Origin of the sequence: Commensalibacter melissae (assembly GCF_009734185.1) — a bacterium.
GTDB lineage: Bacteria > Pseudomonadota > Alphaproteobacteria > Acetobacterales > Acetobacteraceae > Commensalibacter > Commensalibacter melissae.
The window spans coordinates 895,124-921,925 of the sequence record NZ_CP046393.1; the positions used below are offsets into that span (position 1 = coordinate 895,124).

Sequence of the window (26,802 nt, forward strand, 5' to 3'; positions counted from 1 at the left end):
TGGCCTGGCTGATGCAGGTTACTGAAACGCTTTCTGAAAGCTTAAAACGCGGCTTCAAAATCATTATTGAAGAAAAACAACTCGCTGAAACGAGAAATCAACGATTAACAAAACTTGGACACGAGATGAATATCCCTGGTTTCAGGCCGGGAAAAGTGCCATTAACGATTGTTGAGCAACGTTATGGAGAATCTGTTCAGAATGAGGTTGTCAATGAGGCGATTTCAAATGCAGTCAGAGATACATTGAGTGAAAGAGGTCTGCGACCTGCCCGTCAACCATCGGTCAATCTCAAAGAGGGTTATAAAAAGGGGGATGATCTGGAATTCACTTTTGAAGTTGAATTGATTCCAGACTTTGAAATTCCAGATCTTAAAGATATTCATTTGACTCGCTTAAAAGCCAAGCCAGATGAAAAATCGCTTAAATCTGCTTTTGACACAATTGCCCAACGGCAACGTGAATTTAAGGCTATTGATGAAAAGCGGCCTGCTAAATCCGGTGATGTTCTGTCTGTTGATTTTGTGGGTAAGGTTGAAGGTGTAGCTTTTGAGGGCGGCACTGCAGAGAATGTTGATGTTGAAATTGGTGGTAAGGGGTTTATTCCGGGATTTGCAGAACAGATTGAAGGAATGACACCAGGAGAGGAAAAAGCAATAACGGTTACTTTCCCTGAAAACTATCAGGCTGCCAATTTGGCTGGCAAGGAGGCAACATTCGATATCAAGGCAAAAATCTTAAAAGAGGCTATTGTTCCTGAAGTGAACGATGAATTTGCAACCAAACTTGGATTTGAAAATTTAGATAAACTAAAAGAAGCTGTTGAAAAGCAAATTGTTGCTGAATATGATCAGATGTCCCGTTTGAGATTGAAACGTGATATTTTGGATGTGTTGGCTGAGAAAGTTAATTTTGAATTGCCTGAAGGATTGGTTGATACAGAATTCAAGCAAATTTGGCAGCGTATTGAAAATGACCGTAAAAATGATCTTCTTGATGAAGAAGACAAGAACAAAGACGAGGAAACTTTAAAGGCGGATTATCGCAAAATTGCAGAAAGACGTGTTCGCCTTGGATTGCTGGTTGTTGAAATTGGAAGAGTCAATTCGATAACAATTAATGAAGACGAACTTGTTCAGGCGATGCGGGCTGAGGCAATGCGTTATCCGGGGCAAGAAAAAGAAGTTATGGAATTTTTCCAGAAAAATCCGCAGGCTGTCGAATCTATTCGCGGTCCACTATACGAGAATAAAGTTCTTGATTATATTACAGAGCTTGCCACGGTAGAGGATAAAGAGGTGAGTCCGGAAGAGCTCTCTAAGATGCCCACTGTTAAGATTTAGGAATTTTATAGATTTTGGTATTGGGAATGTCTGGAAATTTTTCCAGACATTCTTTTTTTGGAAAATTGAATTCTATCTTATTTTTGTTGTATTTATTTTCTTAAATTGAATAAATATACTATTATTTAATCAAACATAAATTTGGGAAGAAAATTAATGAGAGATTTCAAGTCTCTGGAAATATATGATAATACACTTGTTCCAATGGTTGTTGAACAAACGTCCAGAGGGGAACGTGCTTTTGATATTTATTCTCGTCTGCTTAAGGAAAGAATCATTTTTCTCACGGGTCCTGTATATGATCAAGTTGCATCTTTGATTTCTGCTCAGTTATTATATTTAGAAAGTGTAAATCCAAAAAAAGAAATTTCTTTCTATATCAACAGTCCTGGTGGTGTAGTATCGGCTGGTTTGGCAATTTATGATACGATGCAATATATACGTTGTCCTGTGAGTACTGTCTGCATTGGTCAGGCTGCCTCAATGGGATCATTACTTTTATGTGGAGGTGAACCCAATAATCGATTTGCCTTGCCCAATGCGAGAATCATGGTTCATCAGCCTTCTGGTGGTGCGCAAGGTCAGGCAAGCGATATAGAAATTCAGGCCAAAGAAATATTGGAAATACGTAAAAAGCTTAACGAGATTTATAAATTGCATACCGGAAGAACACTAGAGGAAATTGAACAACGTCTTGAAAGAGACAGTTATATGTCACCTGAAGAGGCTAGGGATTTTGGTATAATTGATAAGGTAGTTCAAAATCGTAATGCAGATTTGTTAAAAGAAAGTGACAAATAGTCATAATATTATTATAAGATTTCTTTAAAAATTATCTTATTTAACTAAATAATTTATATAATGATATTTACTGGTTGGTATTTCTGACCCTGACTTTAATTGGGGGTGAAGGTTAAAATGACTGATAATAAAAAAGATTCAAAAAATGCATTATATTGCTCTTTTTGCGGGAAGTCACAGCATGAGGTGCGTAAATTAATCGCAGGTCCAACCGTATTTATTTGCGATGAATGTGTCGAATTATGTATGGATATTGTGCGTGAAGAGAATAAAACGCAAATAGCAAAAAAACAAGGCAATCTACCCACTCCTAAAGAAATTTGTAAAATTTTGGATGATTATGTTATAGGACAGACAGACGCAAAAAAGGTTTTGTCCGTTGCTGTTCATAATCATTATAAACGGTTAAACCAGATCGATAAAGCTGGTGATGTGGAGATAGCTAAATCCAATATCCTGCTTATTGGACCAACCGGAACCGGTAAAACCTTGTTGGCCCAAACCCTTGCAAGAATTCTGGATGTTCCTTTTACAATGGCAGATGCAACAACCCTGACCGAGGCAGGATATGTTGGTGAAGATGTCGAAAACATATTATTGAAATTGTTACAGGCTGCAGATTATAACGTGGAACGGGTGCAGCGGGGTATCGTTTACATTGATGAAATTGATAAAATTTCACGTAAATCTGATAATCCTTCAATTACAAGGGATGTAAGTGGCGAAGGTGTTCAGCAAGCTCTTCTTAAGATTATGGAAGGTACTGTTGCATCTGTTCCTCCTCAAGGAGGACGGAAACATCCGCAACAGGAATTCCTGCAAGTGGATACTACGAATATTCTCTTTATTTGTGGTGGTGCATTTGCAGGTTTGGATAAAATCATTAGTGATAGGAGTGTAGGGTACACGATTGGATTTGGTGCAGATGTAAATTCACAAGATCATAAAGAAGTTGGGAAATTGTTTCGACAGATGGAACCCGAAGATTTGATGAAATTCGGGTTAATTCCTGAATTTATTGGAAGATTGCCCGTAATCGCTACACTTGATGATCTTGATCAAAAAGCCTTGATGAAGATACTGACTGAGCCAAAAAATGCTCTAGTAAAACAATATCAAAAACTGTTTGAAATGGAGAACGTACAATTGCAATTTACAGAAGAAGCTATTCGAGAAATTGCTAATAAGGCTATTGAACGACAGACAGGTGCGCGTGGGTTGCGTTCAATTCTGGAAGATATTCTTTTGTCGACAATGTATGAATTGCCAGATCTTAAAGGGGTAAGCAAAGTTGTCATTAATAAAGAGGTGATTAACCATAAAGAGGAACCGGTTTATGTTTATGAGGAGATATCTCCTCATAAAGAACAAACAGCATAAACACTTATTGTTTTATGGAAAAGACTCTTTTAAAAGGGTCTTTTTTATTATTATCAAAAAAGGTTGAGAAATATCTTATTTTTGATGTAAATTTTTTTTATATTAATTTATTATCTGTAATAAATCTTGATATTTAGGATTGTTTTTTACTCATAAGGTTCAGGATAATTAATTCTGTTTATTACTTTAAAAAAAATTAATACACTGCATATATAATATTAAGATTGTAATCTTATAGAATGTGCCATCCTGGGCATTCTTACAGGATCGTCCATATAAGGAGGTCATAAATTTATGACAGAAAAGAAAATTGAATCCGAAATCTCTGAAAAAAAAGAGAAGGATGCCAATAAAGACCAAGAAATAAGGCAGCCCAATATTATGGCTGTTCTACCGTTAAGGGATATTGTTGTATTTCCATATATGATTGTACCTTTATTTGTAGGGCGAGAAAAATCGGTCTGCGCTTTAGAGGAAGTTACAAAAAATCATTCAAAAATATTGCTTGTTTCCCAAAAAGATGCTTCAGTTGAAGATCCTACGGAAAAGGATGTTTATTCATTTGGAACAATTGCAACTATTTTACAGTTGTTAAAATTACCTGATGGAACAGTCAAGGTATTGGTAGAGGGTATTCAACGTGCCAAGGTCAAGAAATTTATTGATCATGAAGCTTTTTTTGAGGCAGAGGTTGAGCTTATTGAAGAAACGGAGAATGATGACAAGGAGATTAATGTCTTAAAAAGAACAATGACTAATCAGTTTGAGCAATATGTTAAACTGAACAAGTCGATCGCGCCTGAAGTTCTGGTAGCTGTCAATCAAATTGAAAATTCTTCCAAGGCTATAGATACAATTACAAGCCATCTTAATCTTAAAGTTTCTGAAAAACAGGAAATACTTGAAACGGTTGATTTGAAAAAACGCTTGGAAAAACTTCTTGAACATTTGGAAACAGAAGTTGGAGTATTGCAAGTTGAAAAGCGTATACGAAACCGTGTTAAAAAACAGATGGAGAAGACACAGCGCGAATATTATTTGAATGAGCAGTTAAAGGCTATTCAAAAAGAATTGGGCGAGGGCGAAGACGGCAAAGATGAGTTGACAGAATTAGAAGACAAGATAAAAAAACTTCGCTTAACCAAGGAAGCTCGTGACAAGGCATTATCTGATCTTAAAAAATTACGCGGGATGAGTCCGATGTCTGCAGAGGCAACCGTTGTGCGTAATTATTTAGACTGGATTGTAGGTTTGCCTTGGAAAAAACGTTCCAAAATTTCCAAGAATCTAAAAAAAGCGGAGGAAATTTTAAACCACGATCATTATGGACTGGAAAAGGTTAAGGAAAGAATTCTTGAATATCTTGCTGTTCAAATCCGCTCTTCTAAACTTAAAGGTCCAATTTTATGCCTTGTTGGACCGCCAGGTGTTGGTAAAACATCCCTTGCCCGTTCTATAGCCAAGGCAACGGGACGTGAATATGTTCGCATGTCCTTGGGGGGTGTACGCGATGAAGCCGAGATTCGTGGACATCGTCGAACATATATTGGTGCAATGCCCGGTAAAATTATTCAGGGAATGAAAAAGGCTGGGACTTCTAATCCTTTATTCTTACTGGACGAAATTGATAAACTTGGAGCAGACTGGCGCGGAGATCCAGCTTCCGCTCTTTTGGAAGTTCTTGATCCTGAACAGAATTCCACGTTTGTAGATCATTATCTAGAAGTCGATTATGATCTTTCTGATGTGATGTTCATTACAACGGCAAATAGTTTCAATATGCCACAACCTTTATTGGATCGTATGGAAATTATCCGCATTGCCGGTTATACAGAAGATGAGAAGGTTCAGATCGCCCGTCAGCATTTGATCAAGAAGGAGGGGGAATCTCACAGTCTTAAACCTACAGAATGGTCGATTGATGATGAGGTATTGCGTGAACTTGTCCGCACATATACCCGTGAGGCAGGTGTACGTAATCTTGAACGAGAGATAGCGAAAATTGCTCGTAAAATTGTCAAGAAGATCGTTTCTGGAGAATGTGACCATGTAAAGATCACGTTGGATAATCTGGAGGATTATGTCGGGGTTAAACGGTATTTTTATGGTGAAAGTGAAGAACGCGATATTATAGGTGTCGTAACTGGACTTGCGTGGACAGAAGTAGGTGGTGACATTCTTCATATAGAAAGTGTCATGGTTCCAGGCAAGGGGCATATAAAGATAACCGGGAAGCTTGGCGAGGTAATGCAGGAAAGTGTATCTGCAGCCTTATCTTATGTAAAAAGTCGAGCTTTACAATTTGGAATACATCCTGACTTGTTTGAAAAGCATGATATACATGTTCATGTTCCTGAGGGTGCAACCCCAAAGGATGGACCATCTGCTGGTGTTGCGATGGCAACCAGTATTGTCAGCATTATGACAGGTATTCCTGTTCGTAAGGATATAGCCATGACAGGGGAAATCACTTTGCGGGGCAGGGTTTTACCTATAGGCGGTCTTAAGGAAAAATTGCTTGCTGCATTGCGTGCAGGAGTTAAGAAAGTTTTCATTCCTCAAGAAAATGAAAGGGATTTGGTGGAAATACCCGATAATGTCAAATCAAATCTGACAATTGTTCCGGTTAAAATGGTAGATGATGTTATTCATCAAGCATTGATTAGACCCTACGAATCTATTGAGCTAGAGGAAACCTCTACACCAGTAATTGCGAAAAAAAGTAATGTTTCATCAAAAAAACAGCTGGCACATTAAATAATGTGGTGATATTGCAACCAAAAATAGAATAAATGTATTAAAATAACTATTGAAGTCCTTGAACGGTTGACGTTCTTGAAAAGTGCTTCAATAGTTTAAGATATGGATGTAATATCCATTAGCAGTTAAATTTAGTCTGTGATTATTATAGAAAGAAAAAAGAATGGAAAAACCTCTAAATAAACAAGAACTTGTTGCCGCTGTTGCTGAAAAAACAGAATTGTCAAAAGCCAAATCAGGTGAGGTTATCGATGCAGTATTGAGTACTATTGAAGAAACACTTGCAAAAAAACAAGAGGTTCGCCTTGTAGGTTTTGGCAGTTTCGTCACTGCTCATCGTAAAGCAGCCAAAGGGCGTAACCCACGTACAGGTGAAGAAATCAAGATTCCAGCATCTACTTCAGTACGTTTTAAACCTGGTAAATTGTTAAAAGAAGCTGTTAGTAAATAATTTTAAAAAAAGTTCATTTTTTTTGAAAAAATAACTGGACAACACAACGGCTTCAGTGTTAAGAAGTCGTTGTTCCGGTAAACGGAGCGGGCGATTAGCTCAGTTGGTAGAGCATCTCGTTTACACCGAGAGGGTCGGCAGTTCGAGCCTGTCATCGCCCACCATAAATTAATATTTTGTTAGATATTAATATTGACAAAATATTAAAGAGCTTTTAGAAAGCTTCATGTAATGCGCGGGTGTAGCTCAGTTTGGTTAGAGCGCCGGCCTGTCACGCCGGAGGTCGCGGGTTCGAGCCCCGTCACTCGCGCCATTTAATTTATAGTATAATGGCGCAATAATAGAAAATCACTAAAATTTTCATCAAAATAATTTGTTCCATCAAATTTATTAAAATAATCAATAAAAATCAATATATTTAATATTAACAGTGTAATTCTTTTTTTTCTTTGATATAAAGAATTGAGTTCATTTTTGATAAATGATTTAATTTTCTATAAAAAATTAAAGAGTATTAGCCATGCAGGCAATTTTAAACAGTTATTTACCCGTGTTAATATTTGGGATTATTTCTTTAATAATTGCGGTTGCAATGTTGGGTGCGGCATTATTTTGTGCAAAACAAAAACCATATGCTGAAAAGATAACGCCTTATGAGTGCGGATTTCCGGCATTTGAAAATGCACGTCATATGTTTGACGTGCGCTATTATTTGGTGGGAATATTATTCACGATATTTGATCTGGAAATGGTGTTTCTGTTTCCATGGGCTTTGACCCTGTCTAAAACTGGCATGTTCGGTTTTTTCTCTATGGTTGTATTTCTTTTAGTCCTGACCATAGGTTTCACGTATGAATGGTGCAAAGGTGCACTGGAATGGGATTGAGTAAAAATTATTCCATTGTCGGTTAAAACGAGTAGATAATGAATATAAAAATAACAAATAAATCTGATCCTGATCAGGTTTACTGGAATCAAGAAACGTTACCTCCTGGATCTGAACAGGATGCAGTTATTAAAGGAATAACGGGGGCAATTTCAAATAAAGGTTTTGTTGTTGCCAAGCTTGACCAATTAATCAATTGGGGAAGAACTGGCAGTCTTTGGCCAATGACATTTGGGTTGGCTTGTTGTGCTGTTGAAATGATTCATGCCTATATGCCACGTTATGATTTGGATCGTATGGGGGTTGTTCCAATGGGATCGCCCAGACAGGCAGATGTCATGCTTGTGGCTGGTACGGTAACGAATAAAATGGCACCTGCTTTACGTCGATTATATGACCAGATGTCAGAACCAAGATGGGTTCTTTCAATGGGATCCTGTGCAAATGGTGGGGGATATTATCATTATTCCTATTCAGTCGTAAGGGGATGTGATCGTATTGTTCCTGTAGATGTTTATGTACCCGGGTGTCCGCCAACCGCTGAGGCATTGATTTATGGTATTATGTTGTTGAAAAAGAAAATCAAGCGTACAGGGACAATTCTTCGTGGTTAATTTTACAGAAAATTCAAAAAAAAGAACTTTAAATCAAAAAGCAAATTTGCAGGCGATTGGCATGATGCTCATGTCTTCGTCAAATGGCGTTGTCAAGGCTGAGTTTGATCACGATGAATTAATCATATTGGTTAAACTCAACTGTTTGATTGATGTGTTAATTCTGCTTAAAAATCATCCCATTTGCAAATTCGAACAATTGATGGATTTGTGCGGTGTTGATTATCCCTACCGTCAAAAAAGATTTGATGTTGTCTATAATCTTTTATCTGTAACATTGAATCAGCGTATTCGTATCATTGTTCATACAGATGAAAAAGAACCGGTTCCCTCCGTTCATCATTTATGGAAAAATGCAACGTGGTGGGAACGTGAATGTTATGACATGTTCGGTGTATTATTTTCCGGACAGCCTGATTTGAGGCGCATTTTGACGGATTACGGATTTGATGGACATCCTTTGCGAAAGGATTTCCCTGTTACAGGATATGTAGAAGTTAGATATGATGCTGATCAAAATAAAGTAATTTATGAACCGGTCCATTTGACACAGGAGATGCGGGACTTTGATTTTGACTCACCCTGGGAAGGTATTGTAACACTTCCTGGTGACGAAAAGATTCATGAGAAGCGTCAAAATATTAAACCGTATTCTATATAGGATTAAACGGTAAAAGGATATTTGATGAGTGAAATTATACAAGAAGGGGTAACCGATAAAACATCACAGGTGAAATCTGAAATTTCTCAGAATATATCTCATGTTTTATCAGGTGATACGCACACGATTAATTTTGGTCCACAACATCCTTCTGCTCATGGTGTGTTGCGTGTTGTAATGGAGTTAGAGGGTGAGGTTGTTAAAAGGGCAACTCCGCATATTGGTTTATTACATCGTGGAACAGAAAAATTACTGGAGCACAAGGCTTATCATAAGGGACTGCCTTATTTTGATCGTTTGGATTATGCCTCTCCAATGAGCGAGGAACATGCCTATGTTCTTGCTACAGAAAAATTGTTGGGGATTGATGTTCCTGATCGTGCAAAATGGATAAGAGTTCTGTTTGCTGAAATAACCCGTATATTAAATCATTTACTGAACGTGACTGCCATGGGTCTCGATTGTGGAGCGATGACACCTGCATTGTGGGCTTATGAAGAGCGCGAAAAATTAATGGAATTTTATGAAGGTGTGTCTGGAGCCCGCTTTCATGCGAATTATTTTAGACATGGGGGTGTGGCTAAGGATATGCCCGCAGGTATGGAAGAGAAAATTGGAAAATGGGTTAAAGATTTTCCTAAATTAATTGACGATATTGAAGGGTTGTTAACAGAAAACCGTATCTGGAAACAGCGAACTGTTGGGATTGGAATCTGTACAACTGAAGATGCATTGTCATGGGGATTTTCTGGTCCATGTTTGCGAGCATCGGGAGTTGCATGGGATTTGCGACGATCCCAACCCTATGATAATTATGATAAAGTTGATTTTAAAATTCCCGTTGCTCGGCAAGGGGATTGTTATGATCGGTATTTGATTCGTGTTGTTGAAATGCGCGAGAGCGCCAAAATAATTGAGCAATGCTTAAGCAAGATAAAACCTGGTCCAATTAAGACTGAAGATAATAAAATCTCACCTCCAAAACGCAAAGATATGAAACATTCAATGGAGGCATTGATTCATCATTTTAAACTATATAGTGAAGGATTTCATGTTCCTGCAGGCACAACCTATACCGCTGTTGAAAGTCCAAAAGGTGAATTTGGGGTATATCTTGTGGCGGATGGCGGAAGCAAACCTTATCGTTGTAAAATACGTCCGACAGGTTTTTCGCATCTTCAAGCATTAGATGAATTATCCCATCGATATATGTTGGCTGACATGGTTGCAATTATTGGTTCGTTGGATTTGGTTTTTGGTGAAGTGGATAGATAGGGTGTAATGTCAGAAAGTAAAATGAATATTGAGCCATCTGACTTCACTTTTGATAAAGAAAGTGAAATGCAGATAGAGAAGGTGCTTGCAAAATATCCGACAGGGAGAAAAGCAAGTGCTGTTATACCTTTATTATATATCGTTCAAGATCAGATGAAACGTTTGACCAAAAGTGCTTGGGTGTCAAAGGCGGCCATGGCTGCTGTTGCAAAACGTCTGGAAATTTCTCCTGTGAGGGTATTTGAAATTGCCACATTTTATACAATGTTTAACCTCGAACCCATAGGGCAATATCATTTGCAAGTTTGTGGAACAACACCATGCTGGTTGAGGGGATCGGATGAAGTGGTTGAAGCCTGTAAAAAAGCGACAGGCATCAGGGAATTTGGTCAAACCAGTGAAGATGGATTGTTCACGCTTTCCGAGGTTGAATGTTTGGGTGCCTGTGCAAATGCGCCTATTCTACAGGTTGATCATGATTATTATGAAGACATGAATGGTCCAAAAACCATTGAGTTAATTAATGCATTGAGAAGAGGGGAAAAACCGCCTCCAGGATCTGCATTAAATCGTTTGAATTCGGCTCCTTTGCGTCAAGATCATTCCTTATCAGATAATTCAAAGGCCAAAAAACGATGCTAGAATTTAAAGACCGTATTTATGTCAATTTGCATGGTCAGGATGACTGGAAATTGGCAGGTGCTCGTAAACGGGGTGATTGGGATAATACAAAGGCTATTTTATCTTTGGGACGTGAAAAAATCGTTAAAGAGGTAATTGATTCAGGGTTAAGGGGACGTGGTGGCGCAGGTTTCTCTACAGGTCTAAAATGGTCGTTTATGCCCAAAGGGGATGGTCCCTTACCTCATTATCTGGTAATTAATGGGGATGAATCAGAGCCTGGCACTTGCAAGGACAGGGAAGTTTTACGTCATGAGCCTCATAAAATTGTTGAAGGTGCATTGCTTGCCTCTTTTGCGATAGGCGCGCATGTTGCCTACATATATATTCGTGGTGAATATTACAATGAAGCCAACAGACTGCAAGTTGCCATTGACGAGGCATATGAAGCGGGATTGATCGGTAAAAATGCCTGTGGTAGTGGTTGGGATTTTGATTTTTATATTCATCGCGGTGCAGGCGCATATATTTGTGGTGAGGAAACAGCCCAGCTTGAAAGTCTTGAAGGCAAAAAGGGGCAGCCGCGTCTGAAGCCACCTTTCCCAGCGGGTAAGGGATTATATGGTTGTCCGACCACGATCAATAATGTTGAAAGCATTTCGGTAACCCCTACAATAATGCGTAGAGGAGCCGCTTGGTTTTCAAGTATAGGGCGTAAAAACAATACTGGTCCAAAACTAATGGCGATTTCGGGTCATATTCAAACCCCCTGTGTATTTGAAGAGGCATTGGGATTGCCCTTGAAGGAAATTATTGAACGTCATGGCGGGGGTGTACGTGGTGGATGGGATAACCTTTTAGCTGTTATTCCGGGTGGTACGTCAATGCCCATGCTGAACAAGGAAGTGTGTGATACCGTTATAATGGATTTTGACGGTATGCGTGAAGTTGGATCCGGGTTGGGAACGGCTGGCATAGTTGTGATGGATAAATCAACGGATCTTATTAGGGCGATTACACGTATTTCTCAGTTCTATAAACATGAAAGCTGTGGTCAGTGCACTCCATGTCGGGAAGGATCCAATTGGGTGCTGAAGGTCATGAAGAGAATGACAGAGGGACGTGCAGAAATAGAAGAAATTGATATGTTGATGGATGTAACGAAACAGATTGAAAACACAACAATCTGTGCAATGGGTATGTCTGTTGCCTGGCCTGTGCAAGCATTAATTCGTAATTTCCGTCCAATGATGGAACAAAGAATTATGGATTATAAGAAAACCCATGGTGGTGCTGTTCAGGTCCAGGTGCCTGTTGGAACGCCGGTATTGGGATAGGAAGGAATTATGGTAAAAGTTATCGTTGATGGTATTCCTGTGGATGTTCCCAATGGTTCTTCAGTATTACAGGCCTGTGAGGCAGCAGGAAAGGAAATCCCTCGTTTTTGTTATCATGAAAAACTTTCTGTGGCTGGAAACTGCAGAATGTGTATGGTTGAGATAACCGGTTCTCGTAAACCTCTGGTTTCATCATGCTCACAGCCAGTAATGAATGGAATGCAGGTTTTGACTGACACAGAAATGGTCAGGGCAGCGCGTCGCAGTACAATGGAACTGTTATTAATCAATCATCCCTTGGATTGTCCTATTTGCGACCAAGGTGGTGAATGTGATTTACAGGACCAGGCAATAGGTTATGGACGTGAATGTTCGCGATTCAGGGATGAAAAAAGGGCAGTTACTGATAAGTATCTCGGACCGTTGGTTCGCACTGTCATGACACGTTGCATTCAATGTACACGTTGTATTCGTTTTATGAATGAAATCGCTGGTACGGCAGAACTTGGCGGAATCAACCGGGGTACCAATCTAGAAATCACCCCCTTTCTTGAAGAGGGTATTAATACAGAACTTTCCGGAAATCTTATTGATGTTTGCCCTGTTGGGGCTTTAACGGCCAAACCAACCGCGTTCCGTTACCGTTCGTGGGAACTGAAAAATACTGATTCAATAGATGTGATGGATTCTGTGGGAACGAATATAACTTTACAAGTGCGAGGAAGTGAGGTTTTGAGAATTCTCCCCCGTCAAAATGATGATGTTAATGAAAGTTGGCTTGCTGATAAGGGTCGTTTCTCTCTGGATGGTTTGAAACGGCGGCGTCTGGATCGACCATGGATAAGGAAAGAAGGCAAACTTGTCGAAACTTCGTGGAATGAGGTAGTCCAGGTTGTTTCCCAAAAATTAAAATCTACGAAAAAAGAGCGTATAGGCGTCATTGCAGGGGATTTATGTGATGCAGAAAGCATGTTCGCATTAAAAAATTTGATGAACGATCTTGGAGTCAGCAATTTAGATTGTCGTCAAGATGGGGCATATTACGATACCTCTTATCGTGGGCATTATGTTTTCAATAGTACGATTGCAGGAATTGAGCAGGCTGATGCTTTATTGATGATAGGTGCTTTTCCACGTCAAGAAGCACCTGTGTTGAATGCCCGTATTCGTAAAAGATGGTTGTCTCTTACCGAACAATTCCCAATTGCATTTATAGGTGAACTTATTGATGATCCTACGTATAAAATTGAGAATTTAGGAGAGGATCCAACTTTAATTGATTCATTGTTACGAAATGAGCTTGCCTTTAACGAAATTTTGAATAATGCGAAACGCCCAATGATTATTATTGGACATGGGGCATTGGTTCGTGAAGATGCAAAATTAATATTTGAAAAAACCTTGGCTTTGGCTCATAAAATTGGTGTGGTAACCGAAAATTGGAATGGATTCAATGTCCTTCATCATGCAGCCGCTCGTGTTGCGGGTCTGGATATGGAATTTTATCCTAAATCGGATTCACAAGATGCACGCTCGATGGTTACGGGTGGCACAGATCTTTTGTGGTTGCTTGATGCAGATGAAATTGATCTTTCAAAATTGGCTGCTGATTGCTTTGTGATTTATCAGGGACATCATGGAGATCAGTCTGCCAAACGTGCTGATATTATTTTACCTGGAGCTGCTTATACAGAAAAATCAGGTACTTATGTTAATACGGAAGGCAGAATTCAGCAGGGTAACAGGGCGATTTTACCTCCTGGAAATGCCAAGGAAGATTGGAAAATTATTTCAGAAATTGCTCAATCAATGAATATTGATCTTCCTTATTCCAATTTATATGAGTTAAGAACTTGCCTGGCACAGTCCTATCCTGTATTTAAGGAAAAGGGAGTAGTTAGAAACCAGATGAGTTCTTCCATAAATATTTCAGAAAAAAACATTGAAAAACAATCTTTTAGGGCGATTATTTCAGATTATTTCTTAACGAATTCAATCAGTAGAGCCAGCCTCACAATGCATGAATGTTCAAAAACACGTGGTGCCAATTCATCGGTAAAAGCTGCGGAGTGATATCATGGAGCATTTCTTTATTCATACATTACTCGGATCAGTTATCCTGATTATATTAAAAACACTGGCACTATTGGTTCCAGTGCTTGTCGGTGTCGCTTATCTGACTTGGTTGGAACGTAAGGTTTTGGCTGCAATTATGCTTCGTAAAGGTCCGAATGTTGTTGGTCCTTTCGGTTTGCTGCAACCCTTTGCCGATGCGGTTAAAATGATTTTTAAGGAAACGATCATTCCTGCCAAGGCAAATCGGGTCTTGTTTTTTGTCGCGCCAATTCTAGTCTTTACATTGTCCCTATTCGCATGGGCGGTAATTCCCGTGAATGATGGTTGGGCTGTTGCAAATCTTAATATTGGTATCCTTTACCTATTGGCGATTTCCTCCTTGGGTGTTTACGGAACTTTGTTGGCCGGCTGGGCTTCGAATTCGAAATACTCTTTATTGGGAGCCATGCGTGCCACGGCACAGATGATATCATATGAAGTCTCAATTGGACTTGTTATCGTTTCCGTACTGTTGCTTGTTGGTAGTGCAAATATGAACGATATTGTCCTGGCACAAAAACATGTTTGGTTTTTCCTGCCAATGTTTCCCATGTTCATTATTTTCTTTATTTCATGTTTAGCTGAAACCAATCGTCCACCTTTTGATTTTTCAGTTGGTGAAAGTGAATTGGTTGCAGGTTTTTTTGTGGAATATTCCTCAATGGCCTTCGGATTATTTTTTCTGGCTGAATATGGCAACATGATTTTGATGTCTGCAATTACCAGCATCATATTTTTAGGTGGATGGTTGCCACCCTTTGATTGTGTGCCGTTTTCCTGGATACCTGCACCTTTCTGGATGATAATTAAAGTTTTATTTTGTCTATTCTGTTTTATATGGGTAAGAAGTGCGTTTCCAAGATACCGTTATGATCAGTTAATGCGATTAGGCTGGAAAATATTCTTACCCTTTTCATTAATATGGGTTGTGCTTACCGCTGCGTTTGTAATGGTAACCGGCGTAGGGATATATGGAGGAGCTGGTTAATGGGGTTTATTGATAGAACCGCACGGTCTTTTTTATTATCAGAATTGTTGACTGGACTTGGAATAACACTACGTTATTTCTTCAAACCGAAGGCAACAATCAATTATCCTTATGAAAAAAGTCCTCTTTCACCACGGTTTAGAGGGGAGCATGCCTTGCGTCGTTATGCCAATGGAGAAGAGCGTTGCATTGCGTGCAAATTGTGTGAGGCAACGTGTCCGGCTGAAGCAATTACCATTGAGGCTGAAGAGCGGAATGATGGTTCGAGAAGAACTACCCGGTATGATATAGATATGACAAAATGCATCTATTGCGGGTTATGTCAGGAAGCATGTCCTGTTGACGCTATTGTTCAAGGACCCAATTACGAATTCGCCACTGAAACCCGGGAAGAGTTGATGTACGACAAAAGCAAATTATTGTCCAATGGGGATCAATGGGAAAGTGCCTTGGCATTGAGACTGGAGCAGGATGCTCCATATCGGTGAGGCAGGAAACATTTAAAATGAATAAATTAATTTATATATCGGGTCTTATAAAGATCTTTGATCAGGAATTAGGATAATGACACCGATTATTCTTTTCTATATTTTCGCAATAATTTTGCTACTATCAGCATCGATGGTTGTTTTTGTTCGAAATTCAGTTCATGCAGCCCTATTTCTAATCCTTGCATTCTGTAATGCCGCTGGATTGTTCATGCTGGCCGGTGCCGAATTTTTGGCTATACTTTTGATAGCCATATATGCTGGTGCAGTCATGGTTCTGTTTATGTTTATTGTAATGACAATGCAAATAGAGCTGGTCCAGTTAAAGGAAGGAATGCAACGTTACATGCCTGTGGGTTGTATCATTGCTTTTATTCTTGTCGTTGAATTTATTATGATTGCCATCCATTGGCATGTTGATCCTGAATTGATAAGCAGGGGTCAAAATTCTGCGTTGCATGATATTTCGAATACCAAAGCATTGGGGGATATTTTATATACGCATTATGTTTTGTTATTCCAGGTTTGTGGATTAATCCTGCTTGTTGCAATGATCGGTGCAATTGTCTTGACCCTGCATAAAAATCCTAAAAACCGTAGACAGAACATTATGCGCCAACATATGCGCGAACCGAGCCAAACTCTGGAAATTCGTGATGTGCCCTTGAATAATAGCATTCAGGATATTGGCGGTTTCCTTCGTCCCAAAGAGACTTATTATGGTGTTGCACAAGAGGATTCCTTCGGTCCAAAACCTGGTGATAAAACCGATATTACTGAAAAAAGACAACAAAGGGAGCAAATGAAATGAATATTTTAAATTCTGTGGGGCTTGCTCCCTATATGATTGTCAGTGGTATTTTATTTTCAATTGGTCTGTTTGGTATTTTTGCCAATCGGAAGAATTTAATTGTTATATTAATGTCTATTGAATTGATGCTTTTATCTGCAAATCTTAATTTAATTGCATTCTCTTCTTTATATAGCAATTTAACAGGGCAGATTATGGTTATGTTTAGCCTTACAGTCGCCGCTGCAGAATCTGCCATCGGACTTGCCATCATTATGGTATTTTATCGTAATCGTCGGTCGGTGGAAGTGCAAGATACGATGATGATGAAGGGGTAAAAAAATGACATCATCATTATTTATTACAGCTGTTATCTCACCCTTGGCTGGTTTTTTATGCGCAGGGTTAATGGGGCGGATAATCGGTGATTCATTTGCAAAGTTTATTTCTATTCTTGGAATGTCCATATCGGTTACATGTGCATGGCTTGTAACTTGGCAATTTTTTGCCAATCATATGGATAGTCAAGTTGTTCATTTCATGGAGTGGATCAATGCCGGTAATTTTCATATTAACTGGTATTTGAAACTGGACAGTTTGTCTGTCGCCATGTTGACGATGGTATCAAGCATATCCTTGTTAATCCATATCTATAGTATGGGATATATGTCGCATGACACGATGCCAACTTATCGCTTTTTTGCATATTTATCTTTATTTACATTCAGTATGATTGCCTTGATTACCTCTAATAATCTGGTTCAATTATTTTTTGGCTGGGAAGGGGTAGGTTTATGCAGTTATTTACTTATTGGATACTGGTATATGCGTCCAGCAGCTATATCAGCCGCAATCAAGGCTTTTGTTGTAAATCGTATTGCGGATCTATTTTTTCTCGTAGGCATTAGTTTGCTTTTTATCACGACCGGTTCGGTTTTTTATAATGAAATATTTCAAAAATTACCTGATTTAGTTCAACTGCATTATCATTTATTGGGTTTTGATTTCCAGATATATGAATTTATTGCATTCCTGCTATTTGTCGGGGCCATGGGAAAGTCTGCCCAATTGTTTTTTCATGTATGGTTACCGGATGCAATGGAAGGACCAACGCCAGTTTCCGCACTTATTCATGCCGCAACTATGGTGACAGCAGGTGTATTCTTGATGGCAAGAATGTCACCCCTGGTTGAATTGGCTCCACATGTTAAGATATTCATTATTGTTATAGGATCATTAACAGCATTATTTGCCGGTTCTGTTGCTTTGGTACAATCAGATATTAAGAAATCCATTGCTTATTCAACTTGTTCTCAGCTTGGATATATGTTTGTCGCAGTTGGTGTGGGAACCTATCAAATTGCAGTATTCCATTTAACGACACACGCTTTTTTCAAGGCATTGTTGTTTCTTGGTGCGGGATCAGTGATTGTCGCGCTTCATGATGAACAGGATATGTTCAAAATGGGTGGATTGTATAAAAAATTACCTTTGACTTGCATATTGATGTGGATAGGCTGTTTAGCATTGGGTGGAATATATCCATTTGCAGGTTACTGGTCAAAAGATGCCATTCTGGAAGCTGTTTGGGCAAACCAATCTTCCCTGGGATATGCAACTTGGGTTGTATTGTTATTAACTGCGTTTCTTACAAGCCTATATAGCTGGCGGATGTTGTTTCTTGTGTTCCATGGAAAACCAAAACATAAGGAAAATTATGATCATGCAAAAGAATCTCCTTTCTCTATGACTTTACCCATGATCATACTTGGTGTTTCATCAATTATTGGAGGCATTATCCTATATCCTTATTATATAGGTTCTCAACAAGTTATATTTTGGGGAGGTTCAATTGTTAATGTTTCAGCTAATTTGCATATGATTATTGAACAACATACACCTGCAATTATTGCATTAATGCCACTTATACTTGGTATACTGGGTATTTTAATTGCTTATTTATGTTATATAGTTAATCCGAATATCCCTATATCATTAGTTCAGTCAATGAAGGGGTTCTACCGTTTTCTATTAAATGCATGGTATTTTGATAAACTTTACGATGTAATAATTATCCGTCCTTATGCGGTTTTGTCTAAGGCATTGTGGAAAATTGGTGAAAAAGATATTATCCAGGAATTTCCTGTCATACTGGCGCAATTTACAAATCGTTCTGCCAAAGGGATATCCTGGATTCAAAATGGTTCTTTTGCTTTATATGCTTTTACCATGGCAATTGGGTTGGTGGTTATCGTCGCCACTTTCCTGATCTATCAATGATATTAAGTTAAGTCAGGATAAATCCGATGAATTGGACGCTTGCTATTCCAGAAATTGTATTAACAATTGGTGGTCTTATTATATTGTTATTCGGGGCGCTGCAAAAAAAGGAAAATTCCTTTTTTCCCTCTGCCATTTTTTCCACGGCAATATTTATTGCCGCGGGATTTTTAACGTTAACCAATGCAAATGGGTTGGCATATTACGGGTTATTTGTAAATGATGAATTTTCCCGTTACATGAAATTGCTGGTTCTTATTGCAGGTTTATTAACAATTATTTTGTCCTTGGATTTTAATAAAAAAAATAAAACAACATATTTTGAATTTATAGCGTTGATAATTTTTTCCACGGTCGGTGCAATGGTTATGGTCTCATCCAATAATCTTATGAGCCTGTATCTTGGACTGGAGTTATCTTCGTTATCTTTATATATTTTATGTGCAATTGATCGTAACAATCCGTTATCAGCTGAATCTGGGATTAAATATTTCATTTTGGGATCAGTCGCGTCTGCAATTTTACTTTATGGTATTTCTATGCTTTATGGCGCAGCTGGAAGTATGGAATATAACAATGTTCATAAAGCCATTGCAGCGGCAAATTATAATAATATAGGTTTTGTCGTGGGACTGGTTTTTGTTTTAATCGGAATATGCTTTAAAATTTCTGCAGTACCTTTTCATATGTGGACACCGGATGTTTATCAAGGTGCTCCCACGCCTGTTACAACCTTTCTTTCGACGTCGCCAAAATTTGCAGCTTTTGCATTATTTTTACGGTTAATGTCGGGACCTTTTGGAACCTTATCCTATCAATGGCAGTTTTTGATTGAAGTTATATCATTGTTATCCATAATTATTGGAAGTATTGGTGCTATATCACAATTAAATATTAAAAGAATGATGGCATATTCTTCAGTTGCACATATGGGATATGCAATGGTTGGATTAGCCGCAGGAAATTCAAATGGTGTTTTGGGAACGATCATTTACTTGACAACTTATCTTTTCATGAATGTCGGAACTTTTGCCGTGATTACATCTATGACGCGAAAAGGTAAGGTTGTAGAAAACATAAATGATTTGGCCGGACTTGGTAAAAGTGATCCGGGCATAGCGGTTGCTATGGCAATTTTCATGTTTAGTATGGCAGGTGTTCCGCCACTTGCAGGATTCTTTGGTAAATTTATGGTTTTTTGGGCAGCTATTCAGATGCATTTATATGTACTTGCAACAGTTGGAATTGTTGCCAGCGTTTTAAGTGCTTTTTTCTATCTTAGGATTGTCAAGATCATCTTCATGGATAAATCTCATGGACAACTTGATCATCGTTCATTATCAATTTCTTTTATGTCCTTTGGTATGAGCGCGTTAACGGTAATTTTTATCATATTTATGGGCCCAATGATGCATGTTGGACGCATTGCAGCTAAATCTTTGTTTAATTAATCATTTAAGTGTCTAAACGTGGAAAAAAGAAGTTTCTGGAAATTTGAACATTATTCCACGTTATCGTCTACCAATGATCACTGCATTGAGATTGCCAGATCAGGAAATAAAACCGATCTGGCTGTTTTGGCTGACTCTCAGTCATCACCACGGGGAAGCCGTGGGCGCAAATGGATCGAGCCTCAGGGTAATTTAGCCTTTTCTTTATTATATTGGCCAAGATCATCGAATATAAAATTGAATTGGATTCCATTTGTTGCAGCATTGTCTCTTTATGATGCTGTAAGATTTTACAGCAAAGTCGATCATGAATTATTTATTAAATGGCCTAATGATCTATTGTATAAAAACAGGAAAATTGGTGGAATTCTAATTGAAAGCAATATTTCCAAGACCAGTCATTTAGAATGGTTGGTTATGGGTTTTGGTGTCAATATCAATAGTTATCCTGATTTGAATAGAAAATTGGGTTGTTTAAAAGATTTTGTAACTAAACCACCCTTAGCAAAAGAGTTATCAAAGAAAATTATATATTATTTTGATTATTGGATAAATTTTTTAACAAATGATCAGGAAAAAATTATACGTGAGGCATGGATAGAGAAATCAATACCTTTAAATTCAAAATTAACTGTAAATTTACAGCAAAATAGTTGGGAAGGAATTTATTGTGGTATTGATGAACATGGGTTACTATTATTACAAACTGTAAAGGAAATGCGAAGTTTCTCTACGGGTGAAGTTTTTTGGTTAGATAATTCTCAGGATTGTTAAAGTGTGTTAATGGTCATTGATGCGGGCAATACCAATGTTGTATTTGCTATACATAATGGTGAAAAATGGGTGGGTTCATGGCGAATGAGTACTATTCCCAACCATACATCAGATGAATACGCCGCGACATTACTTATTTTACTGCAAGCACGTGGGATAAAAACTCATCAGATTGACAACATTATCATTGGTACTGTTGTTCCTCCGATTTTATATCAATTGAGATTATTGTGTCGACAATGGTTTGGCGTCGAACCTCTTATCGCTTCATCTGATCTGGATTGGGGATTCAAAATTTTAATTGATAATCCTTATGAAGTGGGTGTTGATCGTTTGCTAAATGGCCTAGCAGCTCATACTCTATTTGGGGGTCCTTTAATTGTTGTGGATCTAGGGACAGCCACAACATTTGATGTTATTGATGAAAAAGGAAATTATTGCGGAGGAATTATTTCACCCGGTCTCACTTTATCTTTGGAATCTCTACATAAAGCCGCAGCTCGATTACCAAAGATCGGTATAACGAAACCTATTTCCGTGATAGGTAAAGAAACAGTTAACGCAATGCGATCAGGTATATATTGGGGATATATAGGTCTTATTGAGGGTATCATAAAAAGGATTGGAGCCGAAGCTAATTGTTCCTATCGCGTTATAGGAACAGGCGGATTGGCATCCTTATTGGCAGAAGGTACCGATATTTTTGAAAAAATTAGTCTGGAATTAACGTTAGAAGGATTAAGATTGCTTGCAAATCGTAATAAAACATCATAGTAAAAATAATAAAAAGGGTAAACATGAATGAAACTGCAAACGATTTTGCCTTTCTTCCCTTAGGAGGAACAGGTGAAATTGGTATGAATTTTAATTTATATCGTCTTAATGGGTCATGGCTTGCATTTGATTGTGGCATTGGTTTTAGTGGTAACGACATGCCGGAAGCCGATATTCTGGTGCCTGATCCTGAGTTCATCATTCGATATAAAGATAGTTTGTTAGGATTGGTTATCACTCACGCACATGAAGATCATATCGGTGCGATAACATATCTTTGGGAAGCATTGGAGTGTCCAATCTATGCAACATCGTTTGCCGCTTCAATTATTAGAAGAAAATTGAGAGAGGCTAACTTACTGAATGATGTCACAATTCATCTGATTGATATTGGAGCCCGTATCAGAATTGGGGAATTTGATCTGGAATTTATACCTGTAACGCATTCTATACCTGAAGCACAAAGTGTTGTAATTCGCACTCCTTATGGAACAGTATTACATACAGGTGACTGGAAATTCGATCCTGATCCTGTAATAGGTCATCCAACAAATCTTTCAAAATTTGCCGAGATAGGTGATGAAGGTGTTTTGGCAATGATTTGTGATAGTACGAATGCGATTGTCAGACGTGCGCCTGAATCAGAGGGTGCAGTCAGAAAAAGCATGGTTGATCTTATTGCTAATATCAGGGGAAGAGTTGCAGTAACTTGTTTCGCAAGTAATGTTTCAAGGATCGAAACCATTGCTTATGCAGCAAAACAGGCCAATCGCCCTGTGGTAATTATTGGCCGCTCTTTGCAGAATATTGAAATTGCAGCACGTGAAAATGGATATTTTCGGGGTATTCCTCCGTTTTATACGGAACAGAATATGAATGAAATTGATCAGGAAAATGTTGTATTCATTATTACGGGAAGTCAAGGGGAGGAAAGATCAGCCTTAACTCGTATTTCCTATGATACACATCAACATATATCTTTTGGTGTTGGAGATACTGTTATTTACAGCAGTCGTACAATTCCAGGTAATGAATTGGCAATCATGCGTGTACAGGATAATCTGGTGCGTCGCGGGGTCAGGGTAATAACATCCGTAGATCATTTGGTTCATGTTTCAGGACATGCCAGTCATGATGAAGTTACAGAATTATATAAACTGGTAAAACCAAAATACGGTATTCCTGTTCATGGTGAGTGGGTTCATTTGAATGCACAGGCGGAAATTGCCAAGTCTTGTAACTCTGAACCTATCCTGCTTGAGGATGGAGATATCATTCAATTGGCACCAGGACCAACCAAAATTGTAAATAGTGTACCTTATGGCCGCTTGACGGTTGATGGAAATAGGCTTTTATCTATAGATGGGAACGTATTGGCAGCACGTCGACGCATGCTTTATAACGGTGTTATTGTTGCAAGTTTTGCAGTGGATGATGAGGGTATGTTGTTGAGTGATCCAAATATAAGCGCGCCCGGTTTACTGGATCAGTATGATGATTGTGATCTGATTATTGATAATTTTGCCGATGCAATTGAACAATTGCCAAGAACAGTTCGGTTGAATGACGAAGAATTAATTGACAAATCGAAATCAATACTAAGACGTATTCTGGGGCGTAAGCTTGGTAAAAAACCGCTTATCGAGGTTCACGTCATACGGTTGTGATATTCTATTGATATTGAGTAATATTGATCGATTGTAATGTTTCATAAAAATATGGTTTTAATAGGATAAATATGCGTCTATCGTCCAGTTTTCTTCCAACTTTAAAAGAAGATCCAGCTGAAGCTCAAATTATCTCTCATCGTCTCATGTTAAGAACAGGGATGGTTCGGCAAATGTCTTCTGGCATTTATGCATGGCTGCCCTTGGGCTTGAGAGTTCTTGACAATATATCGAGAATTGTGAGGGAAGAACAAAATGCTATCAATGCACAGGAAGTTTTGATGCCAACTTTGCAATCGGCGGATTTATGGAAACGTTCTGGGCGTTATGATGCTTATGGACCGGAAATGCTTCGTATTGTTGATCGTCACAAACGTGATCTTTTATATGGTCCCACGAATGAAGAAATGATAACGGATATATTTGGACAATTTATAAAATCCTATAAAGAACTTCCACAGCTTTTATACCAAATTCAGTGGAAGTTCAGGGATGAAATTCGTCCACGTTTCGGTGTGATGCGCGGACGGGAATTCTATATGAAAGATGGATACAGTTTTGATCTTAATTATGAAGATGCCGTTGTAACCTATCATAAAATGATGCTTTCTTATCTCAGGACATTTCAAAGAATTGGTGTAAAAGCAATTCCAATGTTGGCTGATACAGGTCCGATAGGTGGAGACTTAAGTCATGAATTTATTATTTTGGCACCTACGGGTGAAAGCGGGATCTATTTTGATTCTGATTTCACGGAACAGAACTGGCTTGAAATGCCGGTTGATATAAATGATAAGGAATCCTTGGCCGCTTTCTTCCAACGTATGACACGATTTTATGCCGCCACTGATGAAAAACATGATCAGAATGAGTGGCAAAAAGTTCCAGAATCCAGACGCTGTGAAGGACGTGGAATTGAGGTAGGTCAAATCTTCTATTTTGGAACAAAATATACAGAAGCAATGAATGTTTCTGTGATAGGACCTGATAGTGACAAAATAAATCCTCACATGGGTTCTTACGGTATTGGGGTTTCCCGTCTTGTCGGGGCAATAATTGAATCATCACATGATGATCAGGGGATAATATGGCCAGATGCTATTGCTCCTTTCAAAGCCGTGATTATTAATTTGGGATTGAAGAATCAAGCTTGTAAGGATGCTTGTGAAGCATTGTATAAAATGGATCAAGAACAGTTGTTATATGATGATCGTGATGAACGGGCTGGAGTGAAATTTGCAGATGCTGATTTGATAGGGCACCCTTGGCAAATTATTATCGGTCCAAGAGGGATAGGTAATAATGTTGTCGAGATTAAACGTCGTGAAACCGGCGAAAGAATGGAAGTATCTATAGAACAGGTGATGCATTATATTTCCTCTTATCAAAGGTAATGGATTTATGTTTGGCTCTTTTGAAAGAATGGTTGCAAAACGATATCTTCGTGCAAGAAAAGGTGAGCGTTTTGTTTCAATAATAGCTATTTTTTCATTAATAGGAATAGCCTTGGGAGTTGGAACATTAATAGTCGTTATGGCTGTCATGAATGGTTTCAAGGCTGATTTATTGGGACGTATACTAGGCTTGAATGGAGATTTGAGTGTATACAGTCAATCTTATGATGGGCCAACCTCTTTAAGGGGATATAATAATTTATCCAACAGAATTGAACAAATGTCTTATATTACATCAGCCATTCCCTTTATTGAAGGACAAGTGTTGATAAATGCTGGAAATTTCAACTCTGGTGGAATGGTTAGGGGAATGACAGCTTCTGGTTTGAAAAAACTTAAAATCATTAGCAAAACTCTCGATCCAACAGTTTTGAAACAATTTCAAGGCGATGATGTCATCATTATTGGTGAAACTCTTGCTGAGCAAGCAAATCTGGGAGTTGGTTCAAGGTTAACTTTAATTTCACCTAAAGGGTCCGCAACAGTAATGGGTAATATTCCCAGAATCAAATCCTATAGAATTATTGGTATTTTTGATTCTGGTATGCATGAATATAATTCCAGTTATGTTTTTTTACCGATGCGGGCAGCACAGAAATATTTTCAGCTTGATGATGAGGTAACAGGGATCCAGATATTCTCGAATGATTCAACCCATATTCAAGCTGTTACGCATCAACTTGAGAATTCGTTTAGAAATGATAATCTGAAATTTGTCGATTGGACTCAGAGCAACAATGCTTTTTTTGGAGCAGTGCAAGTTGAACAGAATGTGATGTTTCTTATTCTGGCGTTAATTATCTTGGTTGCTGCTTTTAATGTCATATCCTCTTTGATTATGATGGTCAAGGATAAAACACGTGATATTGCCATACTTAGAACCATGGGGGCATCACGTGGTGCGATAATGCGGATATTCCTGATGTGCGGGGCATCTGTTGGGGTAACAGGAACACTGATAGGAACTGTATTGGGAATTTTATTTTGTAAAAATATAGAACATATACGTCAGGGTTTGCAAAAAATCACGGGAACAAATCTATTTAATCCTGAGGTTTATTATCTTGAACATTTGCCGGCTAAGTTAGATTGGTCAGATGTGATACAGGTTGTGTCAATGGCTCTGTTCCTTTCTTTACTGGCGACATTATACCCATCTTGGAAAGCAGCAAAAACGGATCCAGTTGAGGCATTGAGAAATGAATAATCAAGTTGTCCTCCAGTTAGATAAAATTTCACATGCCTATAAAAATGGTGATGAGAACCTTCAAATTTTGCACAATGCTGATTTTACGCTCAACCATGGTGAAATTGTTGCCCTGATTGCTCCTTCTGGTACGGGTAAATCAACCTTGTTGCATATTGCTGGATTGCTTGAAAAACCCCAAAAGGGCGAAATTATTATTCAAGATCGAAAATCATCCAGATTGAATGATCGGGAAAGAACGCAATTAAGATTAAATTCAATAGGATTTGTTTATCAGTTTCATCATTTGCTTGCTGAATTTACTGCCTTGGAAAATGTTTTGATACCACAATTGATGGCAAGGGGTTCTAAAACGAAAGCGGTAAATATAGGTAGAGACTGGTTAAAGAAATTTGGTCTTGGTCATCGTTTCGATCATTACCCAGGAAAGTTGTCTGGTGGAGAGAAACAGCGGGTCGCAATTGCACGGGCTCTGGTAAATTCACCAAAAATTCTATTGGCGGATGAACCAACGGGAAATTTAGATGAAAAGAATTCCGAGCATGTTTTTAATTTGCTGTTACAGGTTGTACGTAGTGAAGGTTTGACGGCTTTGATCGTTACTCATAATCATTGCCTAGCCACCAAAATGGATCGGATTGTTACCTTGCATGAAGGCAAAATAATTCCTTGTCATTTATAATAA

24 protein-coding genes and 2 tRNA genes are annotated in these 26,802 nt (G+C 38.4%); all 26 read left to right on the plus strand.

The features are described 5' to 3' along the window. Positions 1–11 precede the first annotated feature (11 nt). The 26 genes from tig to GN303_RS04110 all read left to right on the plus strand — a co-directional run bounded on the left by tig (position 12) and on the right by GN303_RS04110 (position 26,799). Entirely contained in the window at positions 12–1,343 is a 1,332-nt protein-coding gene (gene tig, locus GN303_RS03985; protein WP_110439021.1) for a trigger factor, read from the plus strand. Between the two features lie 156 nt (positions 1,344–1,499). Then, positions 1,500–2,144: an ATP-dependent Clp protease proteolytic subunit gene (locus tag GN303_RS03990; protein WP_110438935.1), complete on the plus strand. Its 645-nt coding sequence runs from the start codon at positions 1,500–1,502 to the stop codon at positions 2,142–2,144. Between the two features lie 117 nt (positions 2,145–2,261). Continuing rightward, a complete protein-coding gene (gene clpX, locus GN303_RS03995) occupies positions 2,262–3,524 on the plus strand; it encodes an ATP-dependent Clp protease ATP-binding subunit ClpX (RefSeq protein ID WP_110438936.1) in 1,263 nt (420 codons plus the stop codon). Positions 3,525–3,905: 381 nt separating this feature from the next. Next, positions 3,906–6,281, plus strand: coding sequence for an endopeptidase La (lon, locus tag GN303_RS04000; protein ID WP_231504076.1), 2,376 nt, complete (start codon positions 3,906–3,908; stop codon positions 6,279–6,281). A gap of 166 nt (positions 6,282–6,447) precedes the next feature. Next, positions 6,448–6,735, plus strand: a complete 288-nt coding sequence (locus GN303_RS04005) for an HU family DNA-binding protein (protein ID WP_110438938.1) — start codon at positions 6,448–6,450, stop codon at positions 6,733–6,735. An 88-nt stretch (positions 6,736–6,823) separates the two neighbouring features. Further along, positions 6,824–6,899 (plus strand) — tRNA-Val (locus GN303_RS04010). Positions 6,900–6,970: 71 nt separating this feature from the next. Next, positions 6,971–7,048, plus strand: a tRNA-Asp gene (locus GN303_RS04015). A gap of 207 nt (positions 7,049–7,255) precedes the next feature. Further along, positions 7,256–7,621 (plus strand): NADH-quinone oxidoreductase subunit A, encoded by a 366-nt coding sequence (gene ndhC, locus GN303_RS04020; protein WP_110438939.1) that lies wholly within the window; start codon positions 7,256–7,258, stop codon positions 7,619–7,621. A 38-nt stretch (positions 7,622–7,659) separates the two neighbouring features. After that, positions 7,660–8,235, plus strand: coding sequence for a NuoB/complex I 20 kDa subunit family protein (locus GN303_RS04025; RefSeq protein ID WP_110438940.1), 576 nt, complete (start codon positions 7,660–7,662; stop codon positions 8,233–8,235). Next, the gene (locus tag GN303_RS04030) at positions 8,228–8,896 is read left to right on the plus strand and encodes an NADH-quinone oxidoreductase subunit C (protein ID WP_408735533.1); all 669 of its coding nucleotides are present in this window, start codon (positions 8,228–8,230) and stop codon (positions 8,894–8,896) included. The genes GN303_RS04025 and GN303_RS04030 overlap by 8 nt, the downstream gene beginning before the upstream one ends. Positions 8,897–8,920: 24 nt before the next feature. Next, positions 8,921–10,171: an NADH-quinone oxidoreductase subunit D gene (locus GN303_RS04035; protein ID WP_110438941.1), complete on the plus strand. Its 1,251-nt coding sequence runs from the start codon at positions 8,921–8,923 to the stop codon at positions 10,169–10,171. A gap of 6 nt (positions 10,172–10,177) precedes the next feature. After that, positions 10,178–10,813, plus strand: coding sequence for a complex I 24 kDa subunit family protein (locus GN303_RS04040; RefSeq protein ID WP_110438942.1), 636 nt, complete (start codon positions 10,178–10,180; stop codon positions 10,811–10,813). Then, positions 10,807–12,129 carry an NADH-quinone oxidoreductase subunit NuoF gene (gene nuoF / locus GN303_RS04045; RefSeq protein ID WP_110438943.1) on the plus strand — a complete coding sequence of 441 codons (1,323 nt, stop codon included), beginning with the start codon at positions 10,807–10,809 and terminating at the stop codon, positions 12,127–12,129. The genes GN303_RS04040 and nuoF overlap by 7 nt, the downstream gene beginning before the upstream one ends. Before the next feature lie 9 nt (positions 12,130–12,138). Next, on the plus strand, positions 12,139–14,202 hold the full coding sequence (gene nuoG / locus GN303_RS04050) for an NADH-quinone oxidoreductase subunit NuoG (RefSeq protein ID WP_110438944.1): 2,064 nt from the start codon (positions 12,139–12,141) through the stop codon (positions 14,200–14,202). Positions 14,203–14,206: 4 nt separating this feature from the next. Further along, positions 14,207–15,232: an NADH-quinone oxidoreductase subunit NuoH gene (gene nuoH / locus GN303_RS04055; RefSeq protein WP_110438945.1), complete on the plus strand. Its 1,026-nt coding sequence runs from the start codon at positions 14,207–14,209 to the stop codon at positions 15,230–15,232. After that, positions 15,232–15,720: an NADH-quinone oxidoreductase subunit NuoI gene (gene nuoI, locus GN303_RS04060; RefSeq protein ID WP_110438946.1), complete on the plus strand. Its 489-nt coding sequence runs from the start codon at positions 15,232–15,234 to the stop codon at positions 15,718–15,720. Before nuoH ends, nuoI begins: the two co-directional genes overlap by 1 nt. Positions 15,721–15,796: 76 nt before the next feature. Further along, positions 15,797–16,531 carry an NADH-quinone oxidoreductase subunit J gene (locus GN303_RS04065; RefSeq protein ID WP_110438947.1) on the plus strand — a complete coding sequence of 245 codons (735 nt, stop codon included), beginning with the start codon at positions 15,797–15,799 and terminating at the stop codon, positions 16,529–16,531. Next, positions 16,528–16,848 carry an NADH-quinone oxidoreductase subunit NuoK gene (gene nuoK / locus GN303_RS04070; RefSeq protein WP_110438948.1) on the plus strand — a complete coding sequence of 107 codons (321 nt, stop codon included), beginning with the start codon at positions 16,528–16,530 and terminating at the stop codon, positions 16,846–16,848. Before GN303_RS04065 ends, nuoK begins: the two co-directional genes overlap by 4 nt. A gap of 4 nt (positions 16,849–16,852) precedes the next feature. After that, positions 16,853–18,790 carry an NADH-quinone oxidoreductase subunit L gene (gene nuoL / locus GN303_RS04075; protein WP_110438949.1) on the plus strand — a complete coding sequence of 646 codons (1,938 nt, stop codon included), beginning with the start codon at positions 16,853–16,855 and terminating at the stop codon, positions 18,788–18,790. Positions 18,791–18,816: 26 nt separating this feature from the next. Further along, positions 18,817–20,241, plus strand: coding sequence for an NADH-quinone oxidoreductase subunit NuoN (nuoN, locus tag GN303_RS04080; RefSeq protein WP_110438950.1), 1,425 nt, complete (start codon positions 18,817–18,819; stop codon positions 20,239–20,241). Positions 20,242–20,259: 18 nt separating this feature from the next. Further along, positions 20,260–21,015: a biotin--[acetyl-CoA-carboxylase] ligase gene (locus GN303_RS04085; protein ID WP_110438951.1), complete on the plus strand. Its 756-nt coding sequence runs from the start codon at positions 20,260–20,262 to the stop codon at positions 21,013–21,015. A gap of 3 nt (positions 21,016–21,018) precedes the next feature. Continuing rightward, positions 21,019–21,789 carry a type III pantothenate kinase gene (locus GN303_RS04090; protein ID WP_110438952.1) on the plus strand — a complete coding sequence of 257 codons (771 nt, stop codon included), beginning with the start codon at positions 21,019–21,021 and terminating at the stop codon, positions 21,787–21,789. Between the two features lie 23 nt (positions 21,790–21,812). Continuing rightward, positions 21,813–23,456, plus strand: coding sequence for a ribonuclease J (locus GN303_RS04095; protein WP_110438953.1), 1,644 nt, complete (start codon positions 21,813–21,815; stop codon positions 23,454–23,456). 71 nt (positions 23,457–23,527) lie between these two features. Next, positions 23,528–24,850: a proline--tRNA ligase gene (gene proS / locus GN303_RS04100; RefSeq protein ID WP_110438954.1), complete on the plus strand. Its 1,323-nt coding sequence runs from the start codon at positions 23,528–23,530 to the stop codon at positions 24,848–24,850. 7 nt (positions 24,851–24,857) lie between these two features. Continuing rightward, positions 24,858–26,117: a lipoprotein-releasing ABC transporter permease subunit gene (locus GN303_RS04105; RefSeq protein WP_110438955.1), complete on the plus strand. Its 1,260-nt coding sequence runs from the start codon at positions 24,858–24,860 to the stop codon at positions 26,115–26,117. Then, positions 26,110–26,799, plus strand: a complete 690-nt coding sequence (locus GN303_RS04110; RefSeq protein ID WP_110438956.1) for an ABC transporter ATP-binding protein — start codon at positions 26,110–26,112, stop codon at positions 26,797–26,799. The genes GN303_RS04105 and GN303_RS04110 overlap by 8 nt, the downstream gene beginning before the upstream one ends. The last annotated feature ends 3 nt before the right edge of the window (positions 26,800–26,802 follow it).

Coding starts and splice junctions, on each gene's coding strand:
- nuoL (WP_110438949.1), top strand. CDS start 16,853: ATGACATCATCATTATTTATTACAGCTGTTATCTCACCCTTGGCTGGT.
- GN303_RS04110 (WP_110438956.1), top strand. CDS start 26,110: ATGAATAATCAAGTTGTCCTCCAGTTAGATAAAATTTCACATGCCTAT.
- lon (WP_231504076.1), top strand. CDS start 3,906: ATGGCTGTTCTACCGTTAAGGGATATTGTTGTATTTCCATATATGATT.
- nuoN (WP_110438950.1), top strand. CDS start 18,817: ATGAATTGGACGCTTGCTATTCCAGAAATTGTATTAACAATTGGTGGT.
- GN303_RS04025 (WP_110438940.1), top strand. CDS start 7,660: ATGAATATAAAAATAACAAATAAATCTGATCCTGATCAGGTTTACTGG.
- GN303_RS04040 (WP_110438942.1), top strand. CDS start 10,178: ATGTCAGAAAGTAAAATGAATATTGAGCCATCTGACTTCACTTTTGAT.
- clpX (WP_110438936.1), top strand. CDS start 2,262: ATGACTGATAATAAAAAAGATTCAAAAAATGCATTATATTGCTCTTTT.
- ndhC (WP_110438939.1), top strand. CDS start 7,256: ATGCAGGCAATTTTAAACAGTTATTTACCCGTGTTAATATTTGGGATT.
- GN303_RS04035 (WP_110438941.1), top strand. CDS start 8,921: ATGAGTGAAATTATACAAGAAGGGGTAACCGATAAAACATCACAGGTG.
- GN303_RS03990 (WP_110438935.1), top strand. CDS start 1,500: ATGAGAGATTTCAAGTCTCTGGAAATATATGATAATACACTTGTTCCA.
- nuoK (WP_110438948.1), top strand. CDS start 16,528: ATGAATATTTTAAATTCTGTGGGGCTTGCTCCCTATATGATTGTCAGT.
- GN303_RS04065 (WP_110438947.1), top strand. CDS start 15,797: ATGACACCGATTATTCTTTTCTATATTTTCGCAATAATTTTGCTACTA.
- GN303_RS04105 (WP_110438955.1), top strand. CDS start 24,858: ATGTTTGGCTCTTTTGAAAGAATGGTTGCAAAACGATATCTTCGTGCA.
- proS (WP_110438954.1), top strand. CDS start 23,528: ATGCGTCTATCGTCCAGTTTTCTTCCAACTTTAAAAGAAGATCCAGCT.
- tig (WP_110439021.1), top strand. CDS start 12: ATGCAGGTTACTGAAACGCTTTCTGAAAGCTTAAAACGCGGCTTCAAA.
- GN303_RS04005 (WP_110438938.1), top strand. CDS start 6,448: ATGGAAAAACCTCTAAATAAACAAGAACTTGTTGCCGCTGTTGCTGAA.
- nuoI (WP_110438946.1), top strand. CDS start 15,232: ATGGGGTTTATTGATAGAACCGCACGGTCTTTTTTATTATCAGAATTG.
- GN303_RS04095 (WP_110438953.1), top strand. CDS start 21,813: ATGAATGAAACTGCAAACGATTTTGCCTTTCTTCCCTTAGGAGGAACA.
- nuoH (WP_110438945.1), top strand. CDS start 14,207: ATGGAGCATTTCTTTATTCATACATTACTCGGATCAGTTATCCTGATT.
- nuoF (WP_110438943.1), top strand. CDS start 10,807: ATGCTAGAATTTAAAGACCGTATTTATGTCAATTTGCATGGTCAGGAT.
- nuoG (WP_110438944.1), top strand. CDS start 12,139: ATGGTAAAAGTTATCGTTGATGGTATTCCTGTGGATGTTCCCAATGGT.